This window comes from Delftia sp. BGA-UO-ETr-SB1 (assembly GCF_059567865.1).
Genome location: NZ_JCAQOW010000006.1, coordinates 1,704,777 through 1,727,594, shown reverse-complemented (window position 1 = coordinate 1,727,594; position 22,818 = coordinate 1,704,777). Strand labels below are relative to the sequence as shown.

Annotated in this window: 25 protein-coding genes; 15 read left to right on the top strand and 10 right to left on the bottom strand. The window is 66.2% G+C overall.

Going from position 1 to position 22,818, the window contains the following annotated elements:
* Positions 1 to 11 precede the first annotated feature (11 nt).
* Positions 12 to 971, bottom strand: a complete 960-nt coding sequence (locus tag AC57B5_RS26600) for an AraC-like ligand-binding domain-containing protein (protein WP_034396427.1) — start codon at positions 969 to 971, stop codon at positions 12 to 14.
* Positions 972 to 1,243: 272 nt separating this feature from the next.
* Between AC57B5_RS26600 and AC57B5_RS26595 the strand changes: the two genes are divergently transcribed.
* Positions 1,244 to 2,695, top strand: a complete 1,452-nt coding sequence (locus AC57B5_RS26595; RefSeq protein ID WP_017404385.1) for an aldehyde dehydrogenase — start codon at positions 1,244 to 1,246, stop codon at positions 2,693 to 2,695.
* A gap of 152 nt (positions 2,696 to 2,847) precedes the next feature.
* Entirely contained in the window at positions 2,848 to 3,369 is a 522-nt protein-coding gene (locus AC57B5_RS26590; protein WP_012206894.1) for an FKBP-type peptidyl-prolyl cis-trans isomerase, read from the top strand.
* Positions 3,370 to 3,437: 68 nt separating this feature from the next.
* Here AC57B5_RS26590 and AC57B5_RS26585 read toward each other — a convergent pair whose 3' ends face one another.
* Both AC57B5_RS26585 and AC57B5_RS26580 read right to left on the bottom strand, forming a co-directional pair.
* A complete protein-coding gene (locus tag AC57B5_RS26585; RefSeq protein WP_496400638.1) occupies positions 3,438 to 4,010 on the bottom strand; it encodes a glycine zipper 2TM domain-containing protein in 573 nt (190 codons plus the stop codon).
* A gap of 145 nt (positions 4,011 to 4,155) precedes the next feature.
* Positions 4,156 to 4,536 (bottom strand): PepSY domain-containing protein, encoded by a 381-nt coding sequence (locus tag AC57B5_RS26580; protein ID WP_017404382.1) that lies wholly within the window; start codon positions 4,534 to 4,536, stop codon positions 4,156 to 4,158.
* Between the two features lie 256 nt (positions 4,537 to 4,792).
* Between AC57B5_RS26580 and AC57B5_RS26575 the strand changes: the two genes are divergently transcribed.
* From AC57B5_RS26575 to AC57B5_RS26565, 3 genes are read left to right on the top strand one after another with little or no spacing between them, the layout of a single operon-like run.
* Positions 4,793 to 5,098 carry a PepSY domain-containing protein gene (locus tag AC57B5_RS26575; RefSeq protein WP_496400879.1) on the top strand — a complete coding sequence of 102 codons (306 nt, stop codon included), beginning with the start codon at positions 4,793 to 4,795 and terminating at the stop codon, positions 5,096 to 5,098.
* A gap of 6 nt (positions 5,099 to 5,104) precedes the next feature.
* Positions 5,105 to 5,776 carry a response regulator transcription factor gene (locus AC57B5_RS26570; RefSeq protein ID WP_012206898.1) on the top strand — a complete coding sequence of 224 codons (672 nt, stop codon included), beginning with the start codon at positions 5,105 to 5,107 and terminating at the stop codon, positions 5,774 to 5,776.
* A complete protein-coding gene (locus tag AC57B5_RS26565; protein ID WP_496400637.1) occupies positions 5,773 to 7,221 on the top strand; it encodes a sensor histidine kinase in 1,449 nt (482 codons plus the stop codon). Before AC57B5_RS26570 ends, AC57B5_RS26565 begins: the two co-directional genes overlap by 4 nt.
* A gap of 24 nt (positions 7,222 to 7,245) precedes the next feature.
* Here the strand turns inward: AC57B5_RS26565 and AC57B5_RS26560 are convergent, their stop codons facing one another.
* From AC57B5_RS26560 to coaBC, 4 genes are all read right to left on the bottom strand, one after another.
* Complete coding sequence (locus AC57B5_RS26560; protein WP_071956571.1) at positions 7,246 to 8,070, bottom strand: hypothetical protein; 825 nt, start codon at positions 8,068 to 8,070, stop codon at positions 7,246 to 7,248.
* A gap of 63 nt (positions 8,071 to 8,133) precedes the next feature.
* Positions 8,134 to 8,583 (bottom strand): dUTP diphosphatase, encoded by a 450-nt coding sequence (gene dut / locus AC57B5_RS26555; RefSeq protein ID WP_034396440.1) that lies wholly within the window; start codon positions 8,581 to 8,583, stop codon positions 8,134 to 8,136.
* Between the two features lie 70 nt (positions 8,584 to 8,653).
* The gene (locus tag AC57B5_RS26550; protein WP_496400636.1) at positions 8,654 to 9,187 is read right to left on the bottom strand and encodes a hypothetical protein; all 534 of its coding nucleotides are present in this window, start codon (positions 9,185 to 9,187) and stop codon (positions 8,654 to 8,656) included.
* Between the two features lie 17 nt (positions 9,188 to 9,204).
* Positions 9,205 to 10,428, bottom strand: a complete 1,224-nt coding sequence (gene coaBC, locus AC57B5_RS26545) for a bifunctional phosphopantothenoylcysteine decarboxylase/phosphopantothenate--cysteine ligase CoaBC (RefSeq protein ID WP_013801106.1) — start codon at positions 10,426 to 10,428, stop codon at positions 9,205 to 9,207.
* Between the two features lie 102 nt (positions 10,429 to 10,530).
* On the opposite strand from coaBC, the gene pyrG reads away from it, so the two are divergent.
* The 7 genes from pyrG to AC57B5_RS26510 all read left to right on the top strand — a co-directional run bounded on the left by pyrG (position 10,531) and on the right by AC57B5_RS26510 (position 16,411).
* Positions 10,531 to 12,189 (top strand): CTP synthase, encoded by a 1,659-nt coding sequence (pyrG, locus tag AC57B5_RS26540; RefSeq protein WP_071956573.1) that lies wholly within the window; start codon positions 10,531 to 10,533, stop codon positions 12,187 to 12,189.
* Between the two features lie 40 nt (positions 12,190 to 12,229).
* Complete coding sequence (gene kdsA, locus AC57B5_RS26535) at positions 12,230 to 13,087, top strand: 3-deoxy-8-phosphooctulonate synthase (protein WP_012206905.1); 858 nt, start codon at positions 12,230 to 12,232, stop codon at positions 13,085 to 13,087.
* Between the two features lie 3 nt (positions 13,088 to 13,090).
* Positions 13,091 to 13,381 carry a DUF1330 domain-containing protein gene (locus AC57B5_RS26530; RefSeq protein WP_496400635.1) on the top strand — a complete coding sequence of 97 codons (291 nt, stop codon included), beginning with the start codon at positions 13,091 to 13,093 and terminating at the stop codon, positions 13,379 to 13,381.
* A 35-nt stretch (positions 13,382 to 13,416) separates the two neighbouring features.
* A complete protein-coding gene (locus tag AC57B5_RS26525; RefSeq protein ID WP_496400634.1) occupies positions 13,417 to 14,142 on the top strand; it encodes a hypothetical protein in 726 nt (241 codons plus the stop codon).
* Between the two features lie 35 nt (positions 14,143 to 14,177).
* Entirely contained in the window at positions 14,178 to 15,464 is a 1,287-nt protein-coding gene (gene eno / locus AC57B5_RS26520; protein ID WP_013801103.1) for a phosphopyruvate hydratase, read from the top strand.
* Between the two features lie 64 nt (positions 15,465 to 15,528).
* The gene (gene ftsB, locus AC57B5_RS26515; protein WP_012206908.1) at positions 15,529 to 15,807 is read left to right on the top strand and encodes a cell division protein FtsB; all 279 of its coding nucleotides are present in this window, start codon (positions 15,529 to 15,531) and stop codon (positions 15,805 to 15,807) included.
* Positions 15,808 to 15,982: 175 nt separating this feature from the next.
* Positions 15,983 to 16,411 carry a hypothetical protein gene (locus tag AC57B5_RS26510; RefSeq protein WP_096916760.1) on the top strand — a complete coding sequence of 143 codons (429 nt, stop codon included), beginning with the start codon at positions 15,983 to 15,985 and terminating at the stop codon, positions 16,409 to 16,411.
* Positions 16,412 to 16,423: 12 nt separating this feature from the next.
* Here AC57B5_RS26510 and hslO read toward each other — a convergent pair whose 3' ends face one another.
* Positions 16,424 to 17,416, bottom strand: coding sequence for an Hsp33 family molecular chaperone HslO (gene hslO / locus AC57B5_RS26505; protein WP_012206910.1), 993 nt, complete (start codon positions 17,414 to 17,416; stop codon positions 16,424 to 16,426).
* A gap of 35 nt (positions 17,417 to 17,451) precedes the next feature.
* Positions 17,452 to 17,976 (bottom strand): gamma carbonic anhydrase family protein, encoded by a 525-nt coding sequence (locus tag AC57B5_RS26500; RefSeq protein WP_012206911.1) that lies wholly within the window; start codon positions 17,974 to 17,976, stop codon positions 17,452 to 17,454.
* A 54-nt stretch (positions 17,977 to 18,030) separates the two neighbouring features.
* On the opposite strand from AC57B5_RS26500, the gene AC57B5_RS26495 reads away from it, so the two are divergent.
* The 3 genes from AC57B5_RS26495 to AC57B5_RS26485 all read left to right on the top strand — a co-directional run bounded on the left by AC57B5_RS26495 (position 18,031) and on the right by AC57B5_RS26485 (position 21,651).
* Positions 18,031 to 18,837, top strand: coding sequence for a ferritin-like domain-containing protein (locus tag AC57B5_RS26495; RefSeq protein ID WP_013801101.1), 807 nt, complete (start codon positions 18,031 to 18,033; stop codon positions 18,835 to 18,837).
* Positions 18,838 to 19,025: 188 nt separating this feature from the next.
* The gene (locus tag AC57B5_RS26490) at positions 19,026 to 20,303 is read left to right on the top strand and encodes an EAL and HDOD domain-containing protein (protein ID WP_496400633.1); all 1,278 of its coding nucleotides are present in this window, start codon (positions 19,026 to 19,028) and stop codon (positions 20,301 to 20,303) included.
* A 58-nt stretch (positions 20,304 to 20,361) separates the two neighbouring features.
* Positions 20,362 to 21,651 carry an EAL and HDOD domain-containing protein gene (locus AC57B5_RS26485; RefSeq protein WP_012206914.1) on the top strand — a complete coding sequence of 430 codons (1,290 nt, stop codon included), beginning with the start codon at positions 20,362 to 20,364 and terminating at the stop codon, positions 21,649 to 21,651.
* A gap of 78 nt (positions 21,652 to 21,729) precedes the next feature.
* On the opposite strand, the gene AC57B5_RS26480 is transcribed toward AC57B5_RS26485, so the two are convergent.
* Positions 21,730 to 22,728 (bottom strand): Bug family tripartite tricarboxylate transporter substrate binding protein, encoded by a 999-nt coding sequence (locus AC57B5_RS26480; protein WP_496400632.1) that lies wholly within the window; start codon positions 22,726 to 22,728, stop codon positions 21,730 to 21,732.
* Positions 22,729 to 22,818 lie beyond the last annotated feature (90 nt).

Here is a 22,818-nt window from a genome sequence, read left to right as displayed (position 1 = left end):
CTTCGAGGCAGTCAGCCGGCCGGCTTGCGCATGGCCCTGAAATCCGAGGGCGACAAACCCGTATAGATCTTGAAAGCGCGGCTGAAATGCGCGGTGCTGCCAAAGCCGCAATCCATGGCGACCTCGGTGATGGTGCGCTGCGCCTGGGCGGGCTGCAGCAGCTCGCGCATGCACAGCTCCAGGCGGCTGTGCTGTATGAAGGCGCCCAGGCTGGTCTGGCTGTCCGCGAAGGCGTTGTGCAGGTGGCGCTTGCTGCAGTTGAGCGCGGCGGCCACGGACTCCACCGACAGGCCCGGGTCGCGCAGATGGGCCGCCACATGGGCGCGGATGCGGTCCTGCAGCGCCAGTTGCTGCGTGCCTGCCGTGCCCTGCCCGGCCAGTTCCTGCAGCGACAGATGGACCATGTCCACCAGCAGCTCGCCCGCGCGGCGCGCCAGATGCGGCGCCATGCCGGGCAACTCCTGGTAGGTGCTGCGCATGGTTTCCAGCGCGATGCGGGCAATGCCCGAGCTGCCGCCCACGTTGCGCCCCATCAGCCCTTCCAGCCGGATGCCCCGGTCCACGATGGCCTGGCGCGGCAGCATCACGATGAGGTGTTCGGACCATTCGGGGTTGGTGACCTCGTACTCCTGCGCCGTGTCATAGATCACCCAGCTGCCCTTGCGCACGCTGGCCTCGCGGTTGTGCTGGCGCACGCTGGCCACGCCCTCCCAGGGCGCGACGATCTTCAGATAGGGGGACTCATGGGCGCGCAGGCCCTGCATGCTGCGCATGACGCGGTGGCGGCCCGCCTCCAGCCGGGTCAGCACCACATCGCCGGCATTGGCCACGCGCACATGGCCTTCGAACAGGCGATCGCCATAGACATCGGTATCCAGGCCCGCAAACAGGCGCGACATCCAGGCGTGCCAGGCCGACGCCGTCTCGCCGGGCGGCAGTCCGTCGGTGCTCAACACCATGGCATCGGTCATGTGCGGTCTCTCCTGCTCGCCGCACAGGTGAAGGATCTGTGTGCGGCCATGGACGTGATTATGGGAAAGTGCAGGCCTGTCGCGCCCCATGGCTTTCCCCGCGGACAGCCAGGACAAGGGTAAACCCCGGAGCCTGTGCACGATCCGTCATGCGCTTTGTGCGCGCAGCGGGCTGCCTTCGCCATCGCCTGCTTCTACGATGACCGGCACGCCCGGCAGCGCCGACGCAAATGCCAATGCCAACGCCACAACCGCATACCAAGGAGACAGTCATGATCGAACAAACCATGCTCATCGCAGGCCAGGCCGCACAGGCCGGCAATGGCGCCACCTTCGAGCGCCGCAATCCGCTGGACGGATCGGTGGCCACGCGCGCCCCGGCCGCCACGCCCGAAGATGCCGTGCGCGCCGTCGAGGCCGCGCAAAAGGCCTTCCCCGCCTGGGCCGCACTGGGTCCGACCGAGCGCCGCCAGATGCTGATGAAGGCATCGCAGGCGCTGGAAGCCAAGACCGAGGCCTTTGCCGCCGCCATGGCCGCCGAGACCGGCGCCTCGGGCATCTGGGCCGGCTTCAACGTGCACCTGGCCGCCAACATGTTCCTGGAGGCCGCATCGCTGACCACCCAGATCAATGGCCAGATCATTCCCTCTGACGTGCCCGGCAGCCTGGCCATGGCCGTGCGCCAGCCCGCTGGCGTGGTGCTGGGCATTGCGCCCTGGAATGCACCCGTCATCCTGGCCGTGCGCGCCATTGCCACGCCGCTGGCCTGCGGCAACACCGTGGTGCTCAAGGGCTCGGAGCTGTGCCCCGCCACGCACGGCCTGATCATCGAGGCCCTGCAGGAAGGCGGCCTGCCGCCCGGCGTGGTCAACTTCGTGACCAATGCGCCCGAAGATGCCGGTGCCGTGGTCGAAGCCATGGTGGCCCACCCGGCCGTGCGCCGCGTGAACTTCACCGGCTCCACGCGCGTGGGCCGCATCCTCGGCCAGACCTGCGCCAAGTACCTCAAGCCCGCCATCCTGGAGCTGGGCGGCAAGGCGCCCTTCGTGGTGCTGGACGATGCCGACATCGACGCCGCCGTGGCCGGCTGCACCTTCGGTGCCTTCGCCAACTCCGGCCAGATCTGCATGTCCACCGAACGCATCATCGTGGATGAGTCCGTGGCCGGCGATTTCCTGGACAAGCTGGTGGCCCGTGCCACTTCGCTGCCGCTGGGCGATCCGCGCAAGGGCCCCGTGGTGCTGGGCTCGGTGGTGGATATGGCCACCGTGGAGCGTGCCAACCGCCTGATCGACGACGCGCTGGCCAAGGGCGCAAAACTGCTGTGCGGCGGCAAGGCCACCAACACCCTGATGGCCGCCACGCTGATCGACGGCGTCACGCCCGAGATGGACATCTTCCGCGAGGAAACCTTCGCCCCCGTCAAGGCCATCGTGCGCGTGCGCGGCGAGGAGCAGGCCATCGCCATGGCCAATGACAACGAATTCGGCCTGTCCTCGTCCGTCTACACCCGCGACACCGCACGCGGCTGGCGCGTGGCCGCGCGCATCGAGGCCGGCATCTGCCACGTCAACGGCCCCACCGTGCATGACGAGGCACAGATGCCCTTTGGCGGCGTGAAAAACTCGGGCTACGGCCACTTCGGCGGCCAGGCAGGCATCGATGCCTTCACCGAGACGCGCTGGATCACCATGCAGACCACCCCCCGCCACTATCCGTTCTGATCGGCAGGACTCGCCGCCCGGCCTGCGCAGCAGCCGGGCAGCCGTGGGAAAATCGCGCCAACGCGGCCGCCGGCACGCCTTCGTCAAACACGGGCGCGCGCGGCGGTCTTTCTTTTTCCCCACTGCGGCATGGGCCGCACAAGCTGCACACCATGGAAATCACAGAACAATGCGTGGTCGCTCTGACCTGGACCCTCAAGGACACCCTGGGCGAGGAACTGGACGTGCTCGATGAGCCCGTGGAGTTCCTGGTCGGCGGCGACGATCTGCTCAAGCGCATCGAGGAAGCCCTGCAGGGCCACGGCCAGGGCAAGACCCTGGACCTGCACCTGGAGCCCGAGGAAGCCTTTGGCGACTACAACGAAAGCCTGATCTTCCTGGAGCCGCGCGCCCTGTTCCCGGCCGAGCTGGAGGAAGGCATGAGCTTCGAGGCCAGCGCCCTGCCCAAGGGCTGCAGCGCCGTGCAGCCCGACCTGCTCTACACCGTCACGGAAATCTATCCCGAGCATGTGGTGCTGGACGGCAACCACCCGCTGGCCGGCATTGCGCTGCGCCTGCACCTGAAGGTCGAAGGCGTGCGCGAAGCCACCGAGGAGGAAATCGGCCGCGGCTCGGCCGGTACCGGCTTCTTCCGCATCCAGCCCATGGCACCGGGCAACGACACGCTGCACTGAAATTGCCGCGCTGAAATGGCAAAAGGGCTCCCTGCGGGGAGCCCTTTTGCATGGAGCGAGCCTGGTACTCAGCGAATCAGCTGGTTGTTGTCCACGCGCACGCTCTCGCCTATGCGCAGCTGCGGATTGTTCTGGTAGTCGAACACGCGCGTGCTGCCGTCGTTCAACTGCACGGTGACGCGGTAGACATCGCGCAGGTCGCCAGGGCCGGTGTTCTTCTCGATGGCATTGCCCGCCATGGCACCGCCCACCACGCCCGCAATGGTGGCGATGTCGCGCCCACTGCCCTTGCCCACCTGGCGGCCCAGCACCCCGCCGACCACGCCGCCCACCACGGCCCCGGTGCCTATGCCCGAGCCGCCAATGCCGCTGGGCTGCTGGATCTGCACCAGTTGCACATTGGTCACGCGCCCCTGCTGCCCATAGCCACCGCCGCCCGGGTAGGCCGTGCCGGGCTGGCCGCCGTTGGGATAGCCGCCGCTGGGGTAGCCGCTGGTCGGATAGCCCCCGGCTGGATAGCCGCCGGCAGGGTAGCCGCCACCCGGGTAGCCGCCCTGCTGGGGGTAGCCCGCGCAGGCGCTGAGCAGCAGCGCGGCAATGCAGCCGGCGCCCATGGCGCTCAAGCGATGAATGGAAGGCATGAGAATCTCCTGTGTACTGTCCGTGGATCGATCAAGGGCAGCCACCGGCCCGGCCGGCGGCTGCATACCGCTTCAACGTCCCAGGCCGCATGCCTGCCGACCGGACAGAACACTTGCTGACAAAAATCAGCCTGCCCGCCAGGCCTCAATTGCGTGCGCGGATGCTGAGCACGTTGCCGTTGTTGCCATCGACGTAGAGCTTCACAGGGCGGCCATCGCCGGTCTGGCCCTTGACCTGGTAGAGGCCGTCCTCCCACTCGATCTCACGCAGGTCGCGGTAGCCCAGGACTTCCATGCGCTCGAAGACTTCGCGGATGCTCAGCCCCGGCCCCTGGAAGGCGCCGCGCACGGAGGCCACCGTGGTGGCCACGGCCTCGCCGGCCTGTACGGTCACGGAAGGCCCGCCCGTGGCGGCGGCCTGGGCCTGCACCTGGGCGACCAGCCCGGCAGTGGCGATCAGAACAATGCCCAGGCCCGTCAGGCCATGGCGTGCAGCGCGGGAAATCAGTTGTCGGATGGAAGGCATGAGGTTCTCCTTGGCATGTGAAGGTCGGCGACTGGGCCGGCGATTGGGTCGGCGATTGGGCTGGCGATGCATTTGAAAAGGCCGCATCTGCCGGCTGTTGCGCCTTCGTTTCCGGTGGATTGCGACGGCGTGCAGCCATTGTTCGATGCAGGCCATGAACGCAAGCTGAAGCAGCCGTTCATCCGAGGTTCATCCACGCTGGGCTATAAAGTTTTCCATGCCCACTCCATCCTTCTCCATTCCTCGCAGGTCCTGGATGCTGCTGGCCGCACTGCTGCTGATGGCGGCGGCCCTGGCCTCCTGGACCACGCCCTCGGACGCTGGCGACAGCGACCATGAACTCGCGCGCCAGGCCCTGCAGCAAGGCCGCGTGCTGCCGCTGCGCACCGTGCTCGACCAGGTCGAGCGCGACTACCAGGGCCAGGTCATCAAGGTCGAGTTCGAGCATGACGACGGCCGCTTCATCTACGAGATCCGGCTGCTGCAATCGGGCGGCCGCGTGGCCAAGCTCAAGATCGATGCACGCGATGGCAAGGTGCTGAATTTCAAGCGCAAGGACTAGACGCAGATGCGAATCCTCGTGGTGGAAGACGAGCCCACGCTCTGCGGGCAACTGGTACAGGCCTTGCAGCAGGCAGGCCATACGGTGGAGACGGCCGCGGACGGCGCAACGGCCCAGTACCTGGGCGAGGTCGAGGAATTCGACGCCGCCGTGCTGGACCTGGGCCTGCCCGTGCGCGACGGGCTCACCGTGCTGCGCGCCTGGCGTGCGCAGGGCCGGGTCATGCCGGTGATGATCCTCACGGCGCGCGGCGCCTGGCATGAGAAGGTGGCCGGCATGGATGCCGGCGCCGACGACTACCTGGCCAAGCCCTTCCACATGGAAGAGCTGATGGCCCGCCTGCGCGCCCTGCTGCGCCGGCTCAGCCCGCACGCCAGCGCCCAGTGGCAATGCGGCCCCATCGTGCTGGACTCGCGCCATGCCCGCGTGAGCGTCGCCGGCCAGCCGCTGACGCTGACCAGCCATGAATTCAAGGTGCTGGCCCTGCTGATGCAGCGCGTGGGGCAGGTGATCTCGCGCACCGAACTGTCAGAACACATCTACCCGCAGGACAGCGACCGCGACTCCAACACCATCGAGGTCTTCGTCGGCCGCCTGCGCAAGAAGCTGCCGGCCGGCAGCATAGAGACCGTGCGAGGCCTGGGCTACCGGCTGGTGGAAGGCGCGCCCGCTGCATGAACGCGCCACAGGAAAGACAGGTATCCCGGCTTGGCGATTCGCTGCGCCTGCGCCTGCTGGCCGGCACGCTGGCCTGGGTGCTGGCGGCCGTGCTGCTGGCCGGCTGGGGGCTGCGCGGCCTGTTCCGCGACCACATCGCGCAGCAGTTGCAGGCGCAGCTGGTGCTGCAGCTCGACCAGCTCAGCGCAGCCGTCAACAGCCTGCCCGGCGGGCGCATCGAAGTCGGACTGGCCGTGGGCGATCCGCGCCTGGCGCAGCCGCTGTCGGGCCTGTACTGGCAGATCGACCAGGTGAGCGATGGCGCGGGTCCGCCCGAGAAGGCCGGCTTGCTGCGCTCTCGTTCGCTGTGGGACCAGACGCTGGACTGGCACCAGTTCCGCGCCGATGCCGGCCGCCCGGATGAGCACCACGAGGACACGGCGCTGAGCACCGGCATGCTGCCCGATGGCCAGGGCCACCAGCTCGTGGCCGTGGCACGCCCCCTACAATTGCCCGAAGCCGACGCGCCGCCGTTGCGCCTGATCGTTGCGGCCGACAGCGCCCTGCTGGCCGAGCCCATGCAGCGCTTCACCACCATGCTGATCGCCGCACTGGGCACGCTGGCGGCCGGGCTGGTGCTGGCCGTGGTGCTGCAGCTGCGCCTGGCGCTGCGGCCGCTGCAGCTGCTGCGCAAGGGCCTGTCCGACGTGCGCAAGGGGGCAACGCCGCGCCTCGAAGGCCGGTTTCCGCAGGAACTGCGCCCCCTGGTGCAGGAATTCAACCATGTGCTGGATGTGAACGCCGACATGGTGCAGCGCGCGCGCACGCAGGCCGGCAACCTGGCCCATGCGGTGAACACGCCGCTGTCCATCCTCGGCAATGCCGCCGCGCAGGAAGGCGGTGCGCTGGCCGAACTGGTCCGCGAGCAGGTCGCCAGCGCCAGCCGCCAGGTGGACCACCATCTGGCACGCGCCCGCGCTGCGGCCCGCCAGGCCACAGGCCTGCGCACGCCGCTGGAGCCGCCGCTGGCCTCGCTGGTGCGCACCATGGAGCGGCTGCACGCCGGCCGCGGCATCCGCTTCGCGCTGAAGGGCGATGCGCAGCCTTGGGACTTTCTGGGCGATGGCCAGGACCTGATGGAAATCCTGGGCAACCTGCTGGACAACGCCGGCAAATGGGCGGCCCAGGCCGTGAGCCTGGAAGTCCAGGGCCTGGAGCACGATCAGGCCGGCGGCCCCTTGCTGCTGACAGTGGACGATGACGGCCCCGGCATCGAAGACGCCGACCTTGGCCGCATCTTCGAGCGCGGCGAGCGCCTGGACGAACGCAGGCCCGGCGCAGGCCTGGGCCTGGATATCGTGCGTGACCTGGTGCAGACCTATGGCGGCAGCATCGCGGCCAGCCGCTCACCGCTGGGCGGCCTGCGCATGCAACTGCGCCTGCCGGGGGCAAAAAGACAGGCGTGACGGCAGGAGCCGCGCAGCAGCGGCTCAGTGCCCTCTCAGCGCACGCAGCACCTGCACCAGGGTGTCTGCCTGGGGGAACAGCCAGTCGGCCAGCGCGCCCAGCGCCACGGCGGCCACCAGTGCGCCCAGCACCGGCTTCCAGCTCAGGCGCAGCGCGGCCAGCAGCCAGCCCTCGCGCTCCACCACGTAGAGCGTGCGCGCCATCAGCAGCGCAAAAGCCACCTCCACCGCCACGGCCAGGAACAGGTCGGCCCCAAAGACCAGCCACAGCAGCGACCCTGCCCCCGTGACCGCGACCAGCAGCGCCGCAAACACCAGCAGCACGGGGACCAGGACGACGGCGCCTTCATCCAGCCCATCGATGCCCGGCACATCAAAGCCTTGCGAGGCCGAGGAAGCGGCCTCGGACATGGCGCCGCCGTCATCCCAGCTGCCGCTGGAGCCACCGCCGCCATACGAGCCGCCCTGCCCGCTGTCGAATCCGCCAGCCTCCGGCGTGCGGGCCGGTGAAGAACCGCTGCCGCCGGGCGTCACATCGGGAACATCGGACACCTCCCAGTCGCGGCGCAGCATGCATTCGGCCCACAGTCGCAGCAGCAACAGGTACAGCAGATAGCCGCAGGCCAGGGCCACGCCATAGCGCAGCGCCATGCTGTGCATGCCCGCGTGCAGCAGGCCCAAACTCAACAGCGACATGCCGGCCAGGCTCAACCCGCCCGTCAGTGCCGCATGCAGGCGCAGCCAGTGGCGCTGCTGCAGACGGCGGCGCATGCGGTCTTCCTGCGTCAGCATCACGCGCGTCCATGATGCGGATGGGCGGTGGCGCGTGCGCCGGGATGGCCTGGCCATGCGGATTCCTCCCTGGAGCGATGCCCGGGCAGCGCGGCTGCGGGCGTTTTCTGGCTGAGCGCCTTATTGCTTGCCTGTAGAGCCGTAGCCGCCCGCGCCGCGCTCGGAAGCCGACTCGAACTCCTCGACCACATTGAAGCTGGGCTGCACCACGGGCACGATGATCAGCTGGGCCAGGCGGTCCATGGGCTGCAGCGTGAAGGCCGTGGTCGAGCGGTTCCAGGCGCTGACCATGAGCTGGCCCTGGTAGTCGCTGTCGATCAGGCCGACCAGGTTGCCCAGCACGATGCCGTGCTTGTGGCCCATGCCCGAGCGCGGCAGGATCATGGCCGCGTAGCCGGGGTCCTTGAGGTACATGGCCATGCCCGTGGGCACCAGTTGCCATTGGCCGGGCTCCAGCGTCAGCGGCGCATCGATGCAGGCGCGCAGGTCCAGGCCCGCGCTTCCCGGCGTGGCGTAGGCGGGCATGTTCTCGCGCAGGCGCGCGTCAAGGATCTTGATATCAACGTTCATGGAAACAATCTGGGGAGCGCCTCACGGCAGGCTCTCTTGAAAAGCAAAGCGCGCATTGTGCCCCGCGCCGTCACCCGGACGACTTGAGCCCGCTGCGAAAGCCTTTGACGATGGCATTGATGATGGTGAGCAGCAGGATGAAAGGGCCGATGCCCGGAATCACCACGGCCAGGATCAGGCCGATCACGATACCCAGCAACTGGCCCGGACCTATCTTGAAGACCGTCTTCTTGACGGCCTTGGCGGCGGAGGACGCCTGGGCTTGCTGTGCCCGCGCCGCCTGCCGGCCGCGATCGGCCCTGCCACCATTCCTGTCGCCGTTCCTGTCGCCTGCAGACGGCGGGCGCCCCGGCAGGGCAGGCACCGAAGCCTGCTGCGCGGCGATGCGCGCCTTCTCGGTTGCAGCCTGCACCTGCTCGCGCACGCGCTCGACCACGGACTGGGACTGCGCGCCCGGCGTGGCCACCGCATCGGTGAAATCGCTGCGTCCCTGCACCATCCAGCCGTGGGCCGCAGAGCGGTACAGGGGGCTGGCGCGCAGCAGCTCATCCACATAGCGCACATAGTCGCCGTGGCGGGGGCCTTCGTAGGTGTTCTGTGACATGCGGGCCTTCGGTGGTGTCAACGGACGGGTGGCAGGCGCCGGGCGATCTCGGCCACCAGCTGGCGCGCCAGCAGGGACTTGGAGGCGTGCGGCAGCTCCATGGTGCCAGCCTCGTCGATCAGCAGCAGGGCATTGTCATCCCGCCCAAAGGTTGCGGGACCGATATTGCCCACCAGCAGCGGCACCTGCTTGCGCAGGCGCTTGGCGCTGGCGTGCTGCAGCAGGTCATGGCTTTCGGCGGCGAAGCCCACGCAGTACAGCCGGCCGCTGCGCGCAGGCTCGGACTGCGCGGCGGCCGCCAGGATGTCGGGGTTCTCGACGAAGGTCAGCGTGGGGGTCTGGCCCGAGCCGTCCTTCTTGATCTTCTGGTCTGACGCCGTGGCCGGGCGCCAGTCGGCCACGGCCGCCGTGGCGATGAACACACCGGCTTGCGGCAATTGCTGGTGCACGGCGTCAAACATCTGCTGCGCCGATTGCACGTCGATGCGCTGCACGCCGCGCGGCGTGCGCAGGTGCACGGGCCCGGCCACCAGGGTCACCTGGGCGCCCGCCTCGCGGGCGGCGCGCGCAATGGCAAAGCCCATCTTTCCGCTGGAATGGTTGGTGATGCCGCGCACGGGGTCGATGGCCTCGAAGGTCGGGCCCGCCGTGACCAGCACCTGGCGGCCCTGCAGCAGCTTGGGCGTGAAGAAGGCAGCCAGCTCCTCCATGATTTCCTCGGGCTCCAGCATGCGGCCGTCGCCCACCTCGCCACAGGCCTGGTCGCCCGTTCCCACGCCCAGCACCAGCGCACCGTCGGCCGCCACCTGCGCCAGGTTGCGCTGCGTGGCCGGGTGCGCCCACATCTCGCGGTTCATGGCAGGCGCCAGCAACAGGGGCACGCGGTCCATGGGGCGCGCCAGGCACATCAGGCTCAGCAGCTCGTCGGAACGGCCCTGCACCAGGCGTGCGATGAAGTCGGCGCTGCAAGGCGCGATCAGCATGGCATCGGCCTCGCGACTGAGGTTGATGTGGGGCATGTTGTTGGGCTCGCGCGCGTCCCACTGCGAACCATAGACAGGGCGGCCCGACAGGGCCTGCATGGTCACCGGCGTGATGAACTGCTCTGCCGCCTCGGTCATCACCACCTGCACGGTGGCCCCGGCCTGCACCAGCAGGCGCACCAGCTGGGCAGATTTGTAACAAGCCACGCCTCCGGAGAGGCCGAGCACCAGATGTTTACCTGCGAACACTTCAGTCATGGCGCGCAATTTAGCAGAGCCGGAGCATCCGAGCAGCCCCGCGCGGCGCGGCGAATTCGGCGGCGCATCTATAATCCTGCTTTACCACCACCAATAAAAGACATGACCAAATTTGTCTTCGTCACAGGCGGTGTGGTGTCTTCCCTGGGCAAGGGAATCGCCTCAGCCTCCCTTGCTGCGATCCTCGAATCGCGCGGCCTCAAAGTCACCCTCATCAAGCTGGATCCCTACATCAACGTGGACCCGGGCACCATGTCGCCCTTCCAGCACGGTGAAGTGTTCGTGACCGATGATGGCGCCGAGACCGATCTGGACCTTGGCCACTACGAGCGTTTCATCGAAACGCGCATGAAGCAGTCCAACAACTTCACCACCGGCCGCATCTACCAGAGCGTTCTGGAAAAGGAGCGCCGCGGCGACTACCTGGGCAAGACCGTGCAGGTGATCCCGCACGTGACCAACGAAATCCAGGAGTACATCAAGCGCGGCGCCGGCCTGGGCACGCCTGACGCTGTCGATGTCGCCATCTGCGAAGTCGGCGGCACGGTGGGCGATATCGAGTCCCTGCCCTTCCTCGAAGCCGTTCGCCAGCTGGCCCTCAAGCAGGGCCCCAACAACACGGCCTTCGTCCACCTGACCTACCTGCCCTGGATTGCCACGGCCGGCGAGCTCAAGACCAAGCCCACGCAGCACACCGTGCAGAAGCTGCGCGAGATCGGCATCCAGCCCGACGCCCTGCTGTGCCGCGCGCAGCACCAGGTGCCGGAAGAGGAGAAGGAAAAGATCTCGCTGTTCACCAACGTTCCCGAGTGGGGCGTGATCTCCATGTGGGACGTGGACACCATCTACAAGGTGCCCCGCATGCTGCACGAGCAGGGCCTGGACGGCCTGATCTGCGACAAGCTGCGCCTGAACACGCCGCCCACCAACCTCAAGCGCTGGGACGACCTGGTCCACGAGACCGAGCACCCGCAGGGCGAGGTCAAGATCGCCATGGTCGGCAAGTACGTCGAGCTGTCGGACGCCTACAAGTCCGTCAACGAGGCACTCAAGCACGCCGGCATGCAAAGCCATGTGGCAGTGAAGATCACCCACGTCGATTCCGAGACCATCAGCGACGCCAATGCGCGTGACAAGCTCTCGCAGTACGACGCCATCCTCGTGCCCGGCGGCTTCGGCTCGCGCGGCGTGGAAGGCAAGATCTCCACGGCCCGCTACGCCCGCGAGAACAAGGTGCCCTACCTGGGCATCTGCCTGGGCATGCAGGTGGCCACCATCGAATACGCCCGCCATGTGGCCGGCCTCGAAGGCGCCAACTCCACCGAGTTCGACCCCAAGTCCGCCAACCCCGTGATCGCCCTGATCACCGAGTGGAAGGATGCCGACGGCACGGTCAAGACCCGCGACGAGAACTCCGACCTGGGCGGCACCATGCGCCTGGGTGCCCAGTCCTCCGACGTGCAGGCCGGCACGCTGGCCCACAGCATCTACGGTGATGTGGTCACCGAGCGCCACCGCCACCGCTATGAAGCCAACGTCCAGTATCTGGACCAGCTGCGCGAAGCGGGCCTGGTGATCTCGGCGCTGACGCAGCGCGAGCAGCTGACCGAGATCGTCGAGCTGCCCAAGGAAGTTCACCCCTGGTACATCGGCGTGCAGTTCCACCCCGAGTTCAAGTCCACGCCGTGGAGCGGCCACCCGCTGTTCAATGCCTTCGTGAAGGCTGCGATCGAACGCCAGAAGGCGCCGCGCAAGTCCTGACCCCGCAACGCCGCCCACCATTTCCCAAGGAATCCCCACCATGAAACTCTGCGGCTTCGATGTCGGCCTCGACCGGCGCTTCTTTCTCATTGCAGGCCCCTGCGTCGTCGAGTCCGAACAGCTGCAGATGGACGTGGCGGGGCATCTCAAGGAAATCACGGCGGCCCTGGGCATCCACTTCATCTTCAAGAGCAGCTACGACAAGGCCAACCGCAGCTCGGGCGCCAGCTTTCGCGGCCCGGGCATGGACAAGGGCCTGGAGATCCTCGCCAAGGTGAAGAAGGACCTGCAGGTCCCCATCCTGACCGACGTGCACACCGAGTCCGAAATCCCGGCCGTGTCCCAGGTCGTGGACGTGCTGCAAACGCCGGCCTTCCTGTGCCGCCAGACCGACTTCATCCGCGCCGTGGCCCAGTCGGGCCGGCCGGTGAACATCAAAAAGGGCCAGTTCCTGGCCCCGCATGACATGAAGAATGTCATCGACAAGGCCCGTGCGGCTGCAAAGGAAGCCGGCCTGCCCGAGGACAGCTTCATGGCCTGCGAGCGCGGCGCCAGCTTCGGCTACAACAACCTGGTCTCGGACATGCGCAGCCTGTCCATCATGCGCGAGACCGGCGCGCCCGTCGTCTTCGACGCCACGCACAGCGTGCAGCTGCCCGGCGGCAACGGCACCAGCAGCGGCGGCATGCGCGAGATGGTGCCCGTGCTCTCGCGCGCGGCCGTGGCCGTGGGCGTGGCGGGCCTGTTCATGGAAACCCATCCCAACCCTCCCTGCGCTCTCAGCGACGGCCCCAACGCCGTGCCGCTCAAGCACATGAAGGCCTTGCTCGAAACCCTGGTCGCGCTCGACGACGTGACCAAGAAGAACGGCTTCCTCGAAAACGACTTTGGAGTCTGACCCATGGCCAGCGGCTACATCATTGCGTCCGTCACCGTCACCAAGCCCGAGCAGTACGAGGAATACCGCAGGTGGAGCACCGAGGCCATGCGCGTGCATGGCGCCGAAGTCTGCGTGCGCGGCGGCAAGGTCGAAGTGCTCGAAGGCGACTGGAACCCCGGCCGCACCGTGATCCTCAAGTTCCCCAGCTTCGAGGCCGCCCAGGCCTTCTACGACACGCCCGAGTACCTGCGTGCCCGCGAGGCGCGTGAAGGCGCATCCATCATGCGCATGGTCTGCGTGGAAGGCGTCTGACCAGATCAAACCATCATGATGCGGAGGAGGACACTATGAAACAAATCACAAAAATTCTTTTATCGACGAACATTGCCTTCATTCTTGTCTCTTGCGGCGGCGGCAGCGATGGACCTCATGAAGCAGTATCTGCGGAAAGCTGTTTTGACATCGCAACGTATTCCCCTGGGAGCGCGATCCAGCAAAAATACGAGGATACGAGGTCAAGCCCACCAGGAAGATCTCTCTCGATCAGCATTGCAAGCACCAATGCCACGTTCAATGGGAAATCGGATCTTCTTGCATATAAGGAGATGAGAAGTCCTACCGAATATCTGCCAATGGGATTTGGTAGCTCACTCCAGACAAGCTACCTAAGCCCAATAACAGAAAAAGAGCTTACGACCCATGGAAAAGAATCAGAATTTGCCGGAGCTCAATTAAAATCATTTGAAAAGATAATCTACACCCCCGCGTGGATAGATAAAAAATTCAAGCTGAAGCAAGGCGAATCCCTGAAATATTCCATCGCAGGCAATAGCACCACATCCTCCTTCAGCAACCCCATCCCGGTGAGCAAGGACATCAACACTGAAATAGAGGTGGTTTTTGAAGGGAGAGATGCAGTAGCCATTGGATCCAGATCGGTCACTGCCTGCAGATTCAATTACGGCACACACCGCGACTGGATCTACAAAGGAATACTCATCAAGATGGATGATGGCACTGGCAAGACAATCTTGAAAACTACAGAACTGACCCGGAACGGTCAGCTTTATTAATCGTATTCTCCAACTCTCTGACAAGAGGTGAAAAATTGAGTGCAATCGTTGACATCGTAGGCCGCGAAGTGCTGGACAGCCGCGGCAACCCCACCGTCGAGTGCGACGTGCTGCTGGAATCGGGCGTGATGGGCCGTGCCGCCGTGCCTTCTGGCGCGTCCACCGGCTCGCGCGAAGCCATCGAGCTGCGTGACGGCGACAAGAGCCGCTACCTGGGCAAGGGCGTGCTCAAGGCAGTCGAGCACATCAACACCGAAATCTCCGAAGCCGTGCTGGGCCTGGACGCCTCCGAGCAGGCCTTCCTGGACAAGACCCTGATCGACCTGGACGGCACCGACAACAAGGGCCGCCTGGGCGCCAACGCCATGCTGGCCGTCTCCATGGCCGTGGCCCGCGCCGCTGCCGAAGAGGCCGGCCTGCCGCTGTACCGCTACCTGGGCGGCATGGGTGGCATGCAGCTGCCCGTGCCGATGATGAACGTCATCAACGGCGGCGCGCACGCCAACAACAGCCTGGACCTGCAGGAATTCATGATCATCCCCGTGGGCGCGCCTTCGTTCCGCGAAGCCGTGCGCTGGGGTGCCGAAGTCTTCCACGCGCTCAAGAAGATCATCCACGACAAGGGCATGAGCACGGCCGTGGGCGACGAAGGCGGTTTTGCGCCTTCCGTGGAAAACCACGAAGCCGCCATCCAACTGATCCTGCAGGCCATCGAAAACGCAGGCTACAAGGCCGGCGAACAGATCGCTCTGGGCCTGGACTGCGCCGCCAGCGAGTTCCACAAGGACGGCATGTACGTGCTGGCCGGTGAAGGCAACCTGACGCTGACCGCCACCCAGTGGACCGACATGCTGGCCGGCTGGTGCGACAAGTACCCCATCATCTCCATCGAGGACGGCATGGCCGAAGGCGACTGGGATGGCTGGAAGATCCTGACCGACCGCCTGGCCGCCAAGGTCCAGCTGGTGGGCGACGACCTGTTCGTCACCAACACCAAGATCCTGAAGGAAGGCATCGACAAGAAGATCGCCAACTCCATCCTGATCAAGATCAACCAGATCGGCACACTGACCGAAACCTTCGCCGCCATCGAAATGGCCAAGCGCGCAGGCTACACGGCCGTGATCTCGCACCGCTCGGGTGAAACCGAGGATTCGACGATTGCCGACATCTCCGTGGGCACCAATGCCGGCCAGATCAAGACCGGCTCGCTGAGCCGTTCGGACCGCATCGCCAAGTACAACCAGCTGCTGCGCATCGAGGAAGACCTGGGTGACATCGCCCACTACCCCGGCCGCGAGGCTTTCTACAACCTGCGCTGAAAAGCGTTAGGCTTGCAAGCCATCCGGCCTGCAAGCCTTTTTCCTTTCCGCAACATCTGCTGCCATGGTCAACCGCGTCGTCCCCCTTGTCCTGCTCGCCCTGCTCGCCGCCGTGCACGCGCAGTTGTGGCTGGGCCATGGCAGCGTGGCCTACGTCAAGGAACTGCAGCAGCAGATCCACGACCAGAACGTGGCCAATGCCCTGGAAAAGGCCGAGAACGACCGCCTGGCCTCCGAAGTCAACGACCTCAAGGACGGCCTGGCCATGGTCGAGGAAAAGGCCCGCAGCGAGCTGGGCATGGTCAAGCCCAACGAGATCTTCGTGCAGATCGTGCGGCGCTGAGGGTTGGGATTTTTTGCACCAAGGCCGGCTTCATGCCGGCCTTGTGCTTTTGCAACAAGGCGCCTGCGCCCCTTAACCGGGCCCGCGCGCAAGCCGAGACAGGTACTTGGACACAGACCGCTTGCCCCCGCCCCCGGTGATTCTTCTGGGATCGCCGCCCGCGCTCGCGCTTTCCATGGCCCATGCACTGCGCCAGGCCTGGCGGCACCACGGAGCATCTCCTGCTGACTGGCAATGCCTGGCGGCCGAGCCGGGGCAGTCTCTGCCGGAACATGGGGCCGTCTACCTGCTGGGACTGGATTGGAGAGCCTCCGTCACCGAGCACGAAGGGGTGAGCAATGGCCCTGCCGCTCAGCTCCAGCATTGGCGCGACCAATTGCAAGGCCAGTCGCGCGACTACGTGGTGCTCTACGGCAATACCGCCCGGCAATGGCAACAGCTGGCCGAGTCGCTCAGGCTCAAGGCTCCGCAAATGGACTGGTCCTGGCTGCCCGCAAGCCCCGCGCAACGCAGCGCCCGCCTTCGCCCCTACGGCTGCGAGCAATGCAGCGACCCGGACTGCGAGCGGCGATTGTTCGACGCGCTGCGCAGCGGGCGAGACTGACTCCGAGCGTATTTACTGAACGTTCGTCGAGGTCGGCGGCTGTTTGCCGGCCTCGGTGAACAGCTGGGCGGCATCAATGGGATCGAACTCGTACTGCTTGCCGCAGAAGTCGCAGCCCACCTCGATATTGCCGCGCTCCTCCAGGATGCTGTCCACCTCTTCAATGCCCAGCGACACCAGCATGGCCCCCACGCGCTCACGGCTGCAGGTGCAGGCAAAGCGCGGGCGCTCTTCGTCCTGCTGGGGGACGAAGCGCATCAGCTTCTCTTCCCAGAACAGGCGCCGCAGGATGGTTTCCACATCCAGCGTGAGCAGTTCGTCGCGCGTCAGGCTGGCGGCCAGCGTGGCGATGCGGTTGTAGTCCTCGTTCAGGCCGATGGCGTCCTGGCCCGATTGCTCGCTTTCAGTCGCGGAGGCCAGGTTGGCCTCGCCCTTGACCGGCATGCGCTGGATCAGCAGGCCGGCAGCCAACTGGTCATTGGCGGCCAGCACCAGCACGGTGTCCAGCTGCTCGGACTGCAGCATGTAGTGCTGCAGTGCATCGGACACCTTGGAGAACCTGCGGCCTTGCGCATCCTGCAGCGGCACCACGCCCTGGTAGGGCTGCTGGCCCGGCTGGCGTCCCTTGGGGTCCAGCGTGATGGCGCAGCGGCCACCACCGTTCACATTGAGCAATTGCTCCAGCGTGGCGCCTTCGGGCGCCTCCCCGATCAGGGTGGCGGTGGCGCGCAGGCCGAAGTCGGACTGCACCTCGGCCACGGCCAGCTTGACCGGGCCGTCGCCCATGACCTGGAAGACCAGGGCGCCGTTGAACTTGATGTTGGACTGCATGAGCACGCCGGCAGCCGCCATTTCGCCCAGCAGTTCGCGCACGGCGGCGGGGTAGGCGCCGGTCTCGCCGTTGCCCGCGCGGCGTTGCAGGATTTCCTGCCAGGCGTCGGTGAGGCGGACGATGGAGCCGCGCACGGGCAGGCCTTCGAAGATGAATTTATGCAGTTCAGACACGCTGATGGATTCCGTAAAAAAGTGCCGGGCCTCGCTCAGCCCAGCTTGCGCAGCCCGGTCTTGAACCGGCGCGCATTATCGACATAGTGTTGGGCGCTGCGGCGCAAGCCTTCGATCTGCTCGGGCGTCAATTGGCGCACGGCCTTGGCCGGGCTGCCGATGATCATCGAGCCATCGGGAAATTCCTTGCCCTCGGTGATGAGGGCACCTGCGCCGACCAGGCAGTTCCTGCCGATCTTCGCGCCGTTGAGCACCACGGCACCGATGCCGATCAGCGACTCGTCGCCGATGGTGCAGCCATGCAGCATGACCTGGTGGCCCACGGTCACATGGCGCCCCACGACCAGCGGCTTGCCCAGGTCGGCATGCAGCACGCTGGCGTCCTGGATGTTGCTTCCCTCGCCGATGGAAATGCTCTCGCAGTCGCCGCGCAGCACGGCGCCGAACCAGATGCTGGCGTCTTCGGCCAGCTGCACATTGCCCATCACCTCGGCGCTGTCGGCCACCCAGGCCGATGCCGCCACTTCAGGGGCCACTCCATCCAGTTCATAAATCGCCATGGGTCTTTGTCTCCGTCAATTATTGGTGATGGCAGGAAACCTAGAATTGTAGGGATGGAGTTACGTCACCGCGCCCTTGAGGTTTTGTGCCTCCCGGACCCCGAAGAAAAGGCCGCCGCCGCGTTGGACATGTATGCACGGCAGGCGCTTTATTCAATAGCAGCGCAGGCACCGGCCCTGCCCGATCCCGCACCGGACCTGCCGGGCCGCCCGCTGCGGCCCGAGCTGCGCCACCACACTGCCGTTGCAAGGCGCTCGCCGGCCACGCCCGAAGGCCGGGCCGTGCTGATCCACGCCATTGCCCACATCGAGTTCAACGCCATCAATCTGGCGCTGGATGCCGTCTGGCGCTTTGACGGCATGCCGCAGCAGTACTACCTGGACTGGCTGCAGGTGGCCGCCGAGGAGGCCAAGCACTTTCGCCTGCTGCGCGAGCATCTGCGCGCGCACCTGGGCCATGACTATGGCGATTTCCCGGCCCACCAGGGCCTGTGGACCATGTGCGAGAAGACCGCCCATGACGTGGTGGCCCGCATGGCCCTGGTGCCGCGCACGCTGGAGGCACGGGGCCTGGACGCCACGCCCCAGATACAGAACAAGCTGCGCAACACGCGCGCGCCCGATGCGCTGGCGGCCGTGGACATCCTCGACATCATCCTGCGCGAGGAAGTGGGCCACGTGGCCATAGGCAACCACTGGTACCGCTGGCTGTGCGAGCGTGAAGGCCTGGAGCCGGAGGCGCACTACCAGCACCTGACGCAGCGCTACGAGGCACCGCGCCTGCGCCCGCCCTTCAACGAGCGCGCACGCCGCGCCGCTGGCTTCACCGATACCGAACTGGCCTGGCTGCAGCAGGTCTGAAGAAAGACTGCCGCAGCCGCGCGGACGGGCCCGTCCCGTCCGCATGGCCGCACAATGGTTTACAAACTAGGATGGGTCCGACTCCGCAATCGGACTTGTCCCAGCAGACACTGCCTGTCGGCATATTTATTCAGAACATTCCTACAATCAGATCTGCTGCTTACCGTGCCTCTTCGACCGAACACTCCATGACCGAATTGCCTGTCCATCTCTTCAACGATGCCCCTGCGGCCAGCCCCGCGTCCACAGACCGGGGAATGATCGCGCGCCAGGCCATCGTCAACGGGGTGCAGCAGATCATCGGCTACGAGCTTTTCAACCGTTCTCGCGCCTACCCGGACCATACGGCGGCGTCGGACGTGTCCCTGGTGTTCACGGCCCTGTCGCATGCCGGCGAAGAGGACCTGGTCGGCACCAAGTTGATGTTCGTCAACTGCACGCATGAAAGCCTGGCCGGCGGGCATCTGGAGCTGCTCAACCCCGACAAGGTGGTGCTGGAGATCCCGCCGCTGGGCCTGGCCGCACAGCAAGAGGTGCAGGCCCGCCTGCCCATCCTCAGCAATCTGCGCGCGCGCGGCTTCAACCTGGCCTTCAATCACACGGTGCTGGAGTCCGCCTATGCGGCCTGGCTGCCCCTGGCCGACTACATCAAGTTCGACCTGTCCGTGCTGGCCCCTGACCAGTTGGCCGTGCTGGTCAACTTCGCCGGCCGCCACACGCGCGCCGAGCTGATCGCCGAGAAGGTGGAAAGCGCCCAGCAGCATGAACAGGTGGGCCGCCTGGGCATTCAGCTGTTCCAGGGCTTCTGGTTTGCGCGGCCCACGGTGGTGCGCACCAAGCTGCTGTCGCCCTCGCAGCAAAGCATCGTCCAGCTGCTGAATCTGGTGCGTCAGCAGGCCAGCACCGATGCCATCGAGGATGTGCTCAAGAAGGATGCGGGCCTGGCGTTCAACCTGATGCGCCTGATCAATTCCGTGGGTTTTGGCGTGCAACGCGAGATCACCTCCTTCCGCCAGGCCGTGATGCTCATGGGTCTCAAGAAGCTGTTCCGCTGGGCGGCCATGCTGCTGACCGCATCGCGCAACGGCGGCCCGCCGCCGGCCATCGGCCAGACCGCCGTGATCCGCGGGCGGCTGATGGAGCTGCTGGCCCAGGAATCGCTGAGCGAGGAAGACTCCGACCAGGCCTTCGTCGTCGGCATCTTCTCGCTGCTGGGCAGCATGCTGGACCTGCCGCAGGACGTGGCCATGAGCCTGATCCCCGTGCCCGATGCCGTCTCCGCCGCCGTGCTGCGCCGTGAAGGCGTGCTGGGCGAGCTGCTGATCCTGGCCCAGGCCTGCGAAGCCAGCGACGACGCAGCCTTCAACCGCAGCGCAGACGCACTGCGCCTGAGCAGCCAGCAGATCAACTGGGCCCATCTGCAGGCCCTGGCCTGGACCGATCAACTGGCAGACAGCTCGCTATAGTCATGAGCTATCGCACGCAACTCAACGCCGCCGCTCCTTCATCTTTCTCAGCTTCCAAATGACTACCAACGACAACTCCTCCGCTCCGCCACCACCCCTGCCAGAAGGAGTGGAGGACGGACAGGTGGCCGTCATTGCGCGCCAGGCCATCGTCAACGAGGCGCGCGATGTCTTCGGCTATGAACTCTTCGATCGCTCCACAGCCCAGCATGCGCACACGGCGGCCTCCGATGCCGCCCTGCTGTTCAACGCACTGTCGTATGCGGGAGCCGAGGCGCTGGTGGGCAAGAAGACGGTCTTCATCAACTGCACGCATGACAGCCTGGCCGGTGGCCACCTGGAACTGATCCACCCCGACAAGGTGGTGCTGGAAGTGACCACGCTGGGCGAGAACGCCACCACAGCCGATATCGAAGAGCGCCTGCCCACCTTCCAGGCCCTGCGCCAGCGCGGTTTCCGCCTGGCCTTCAACCAGCACCTGCTGCGCCGCGCCTATGCCAGCTGGCTGCCTGCGGCCGCATTCATCAAGCTGGACATGCAGACCTTTGCACTGGCCGATGCCGAGACCCTGGTGAATTTCGCGCGCGCCCATACCAATGCCCAGATCGTGGCCGAAAAGGTCGAGACCTCCGAGCAGTTCGAGCGCATGCGCGACCTGGGCGTGCGGCTGTTCCAGGGCTTCTGGTTCGCCCAGCCGCAGCTGGTGCAGGCGCGCACCATCCGCCCCACGCAGGCCACCATCATCCAGCTGATCAACCTGGTGCGCCAGCAGGCCAGCACGGACGAGATCGAGGCCCTGCTCAAGAAGGACCCCACGCTGTCCTTCAACCTGCTGCGCTTCATCAACTCCTCGGGATTCGGCCTGTCCTGCGAGATCACCTCGTTCCGCCACGCGGTGATGATCCTGGGCCTCAAGAAGCTGTTCCGCTGGGCCGCGCTGCTGCTGACCACCTCGCGCGCGGGCGGCACGCCGCCGGCCGTGGGCCAGACCGCCGTGGTGCGCGGACGCCTGATGGAGCTGCTGACGGCCGAGCTGCTCTCGCCCGAGGAATGCGACAACGCCTTCGTGGTGGGCGTGTTCTCGCTGCTGGACGTGATGCTGGGCCAGCCCATGGAAAAGGCGCTGGAATCCATCGCCCTGCCCCAGCCCGTGATCGATGCGCTGGTGCACAACAAGGGCGTGTTCGCGCCCTTCCTGGAGCTGACGCGCGCCTGCGAAAGCGGCGACGACGAAGGCTTTGCGCGCGCCGCCAACGCCTTGCAGCTGTCCAACCACCAGGTCAACTGGGCGCACCTGCAGGCCCTGGCCTGGGCCGACAACCTCACGGCGGACGACGCCACGGTCTGAACGGGCCAGCCACCATGGCAAAGGGCTTGCGGCCGGGAAGCCGCAAGCCCTTTTTGCATGCCACGCGCCGCAGCGGTATCAGTTCAGCTTGATGCCTGCAGCCTGGATGATGCGCGCGTTGGACTGGGACTCGGCCTCGATCTGGCGCGCGAAATCCTCGGCCTTGCCGCCCGTGGCCACGTTGTCGGTGGCCTCCAGCTTGGCACGCATGTCGGGCTGGGTCAGCACCTGGTTGATCTCGGCATTGAGCCTTTGCAGCACGGGCGCGGGCGTTCCTGCGGGCGCGAAGATGCCGAACACCGAGGTCATGTTGGCGCTCTTGTAGCCCAACTCGGCCAGCGTGGGCACTCCGGGCAGCGACTCCAGGCGCTGGGGAGCACCCACGGCCAGGGCCTTGAACTTGCCCGCCTTGATGTGCTGCAGCACGGCCGGCCCGGCGTTGGTGGAGAGCACCTCGAACTGGGCGCTCAGGCCATCATTGAGCTGCTGGCCGCCGCCCTTGTAGGGAATGTGCGTGATCTTGGCCTGCGAGGCATACATGATCTGCTCGAGCATGATGTGGCCCAGCGAAGCCAGGCCTGCCGTGGCCCAACGGACTTCGCCGGGCTGGGCCTTGGCCTGCGCCACCAGTGCCTTGAAATCGGGCGCCGTGGAGCGGGCCGTGCCCAGCAGCAGCACGGGCGAATACATCACGCTGGTCACGGGCACGAGATCGCGCTGCGGATCGAACAGCGGCTTGCCCAGGTGCGGGCTCAGCGTCAGCGGGCTGATGGAGGAAAAGCCCAGCGTATAGCCATCAGGTGCGGCCTTGGCCACCAGGTCCAGGCCGATGGCGCCGCCGGCGCCGGCCTTGTTGTCCACCACCACGGGCTGGCCCAGGCGGGCGGCCAGCTTCTCGCCCAGGGCGCGCGCCACCACGTCGCTGACGCCACCGGCCGGATAGGAAACCACCACGCGGATGGGCCGGCTGGGCCAGGCGGCATCGGCGGCCGACGCGGACATCGGCATGGCCGCAGCAGCGACCGTCGCCGCCAGCATGGAAGTCACCAGCACATGCCGGCGCAGGAAATCAGTCATCGAAAACTCCGCAGAAACACATCGAACACGGCGGTGATTGTTCTGCAAAGCGCATATCCCCGGGACAGGCTTTGCCACTTCGACGATTTC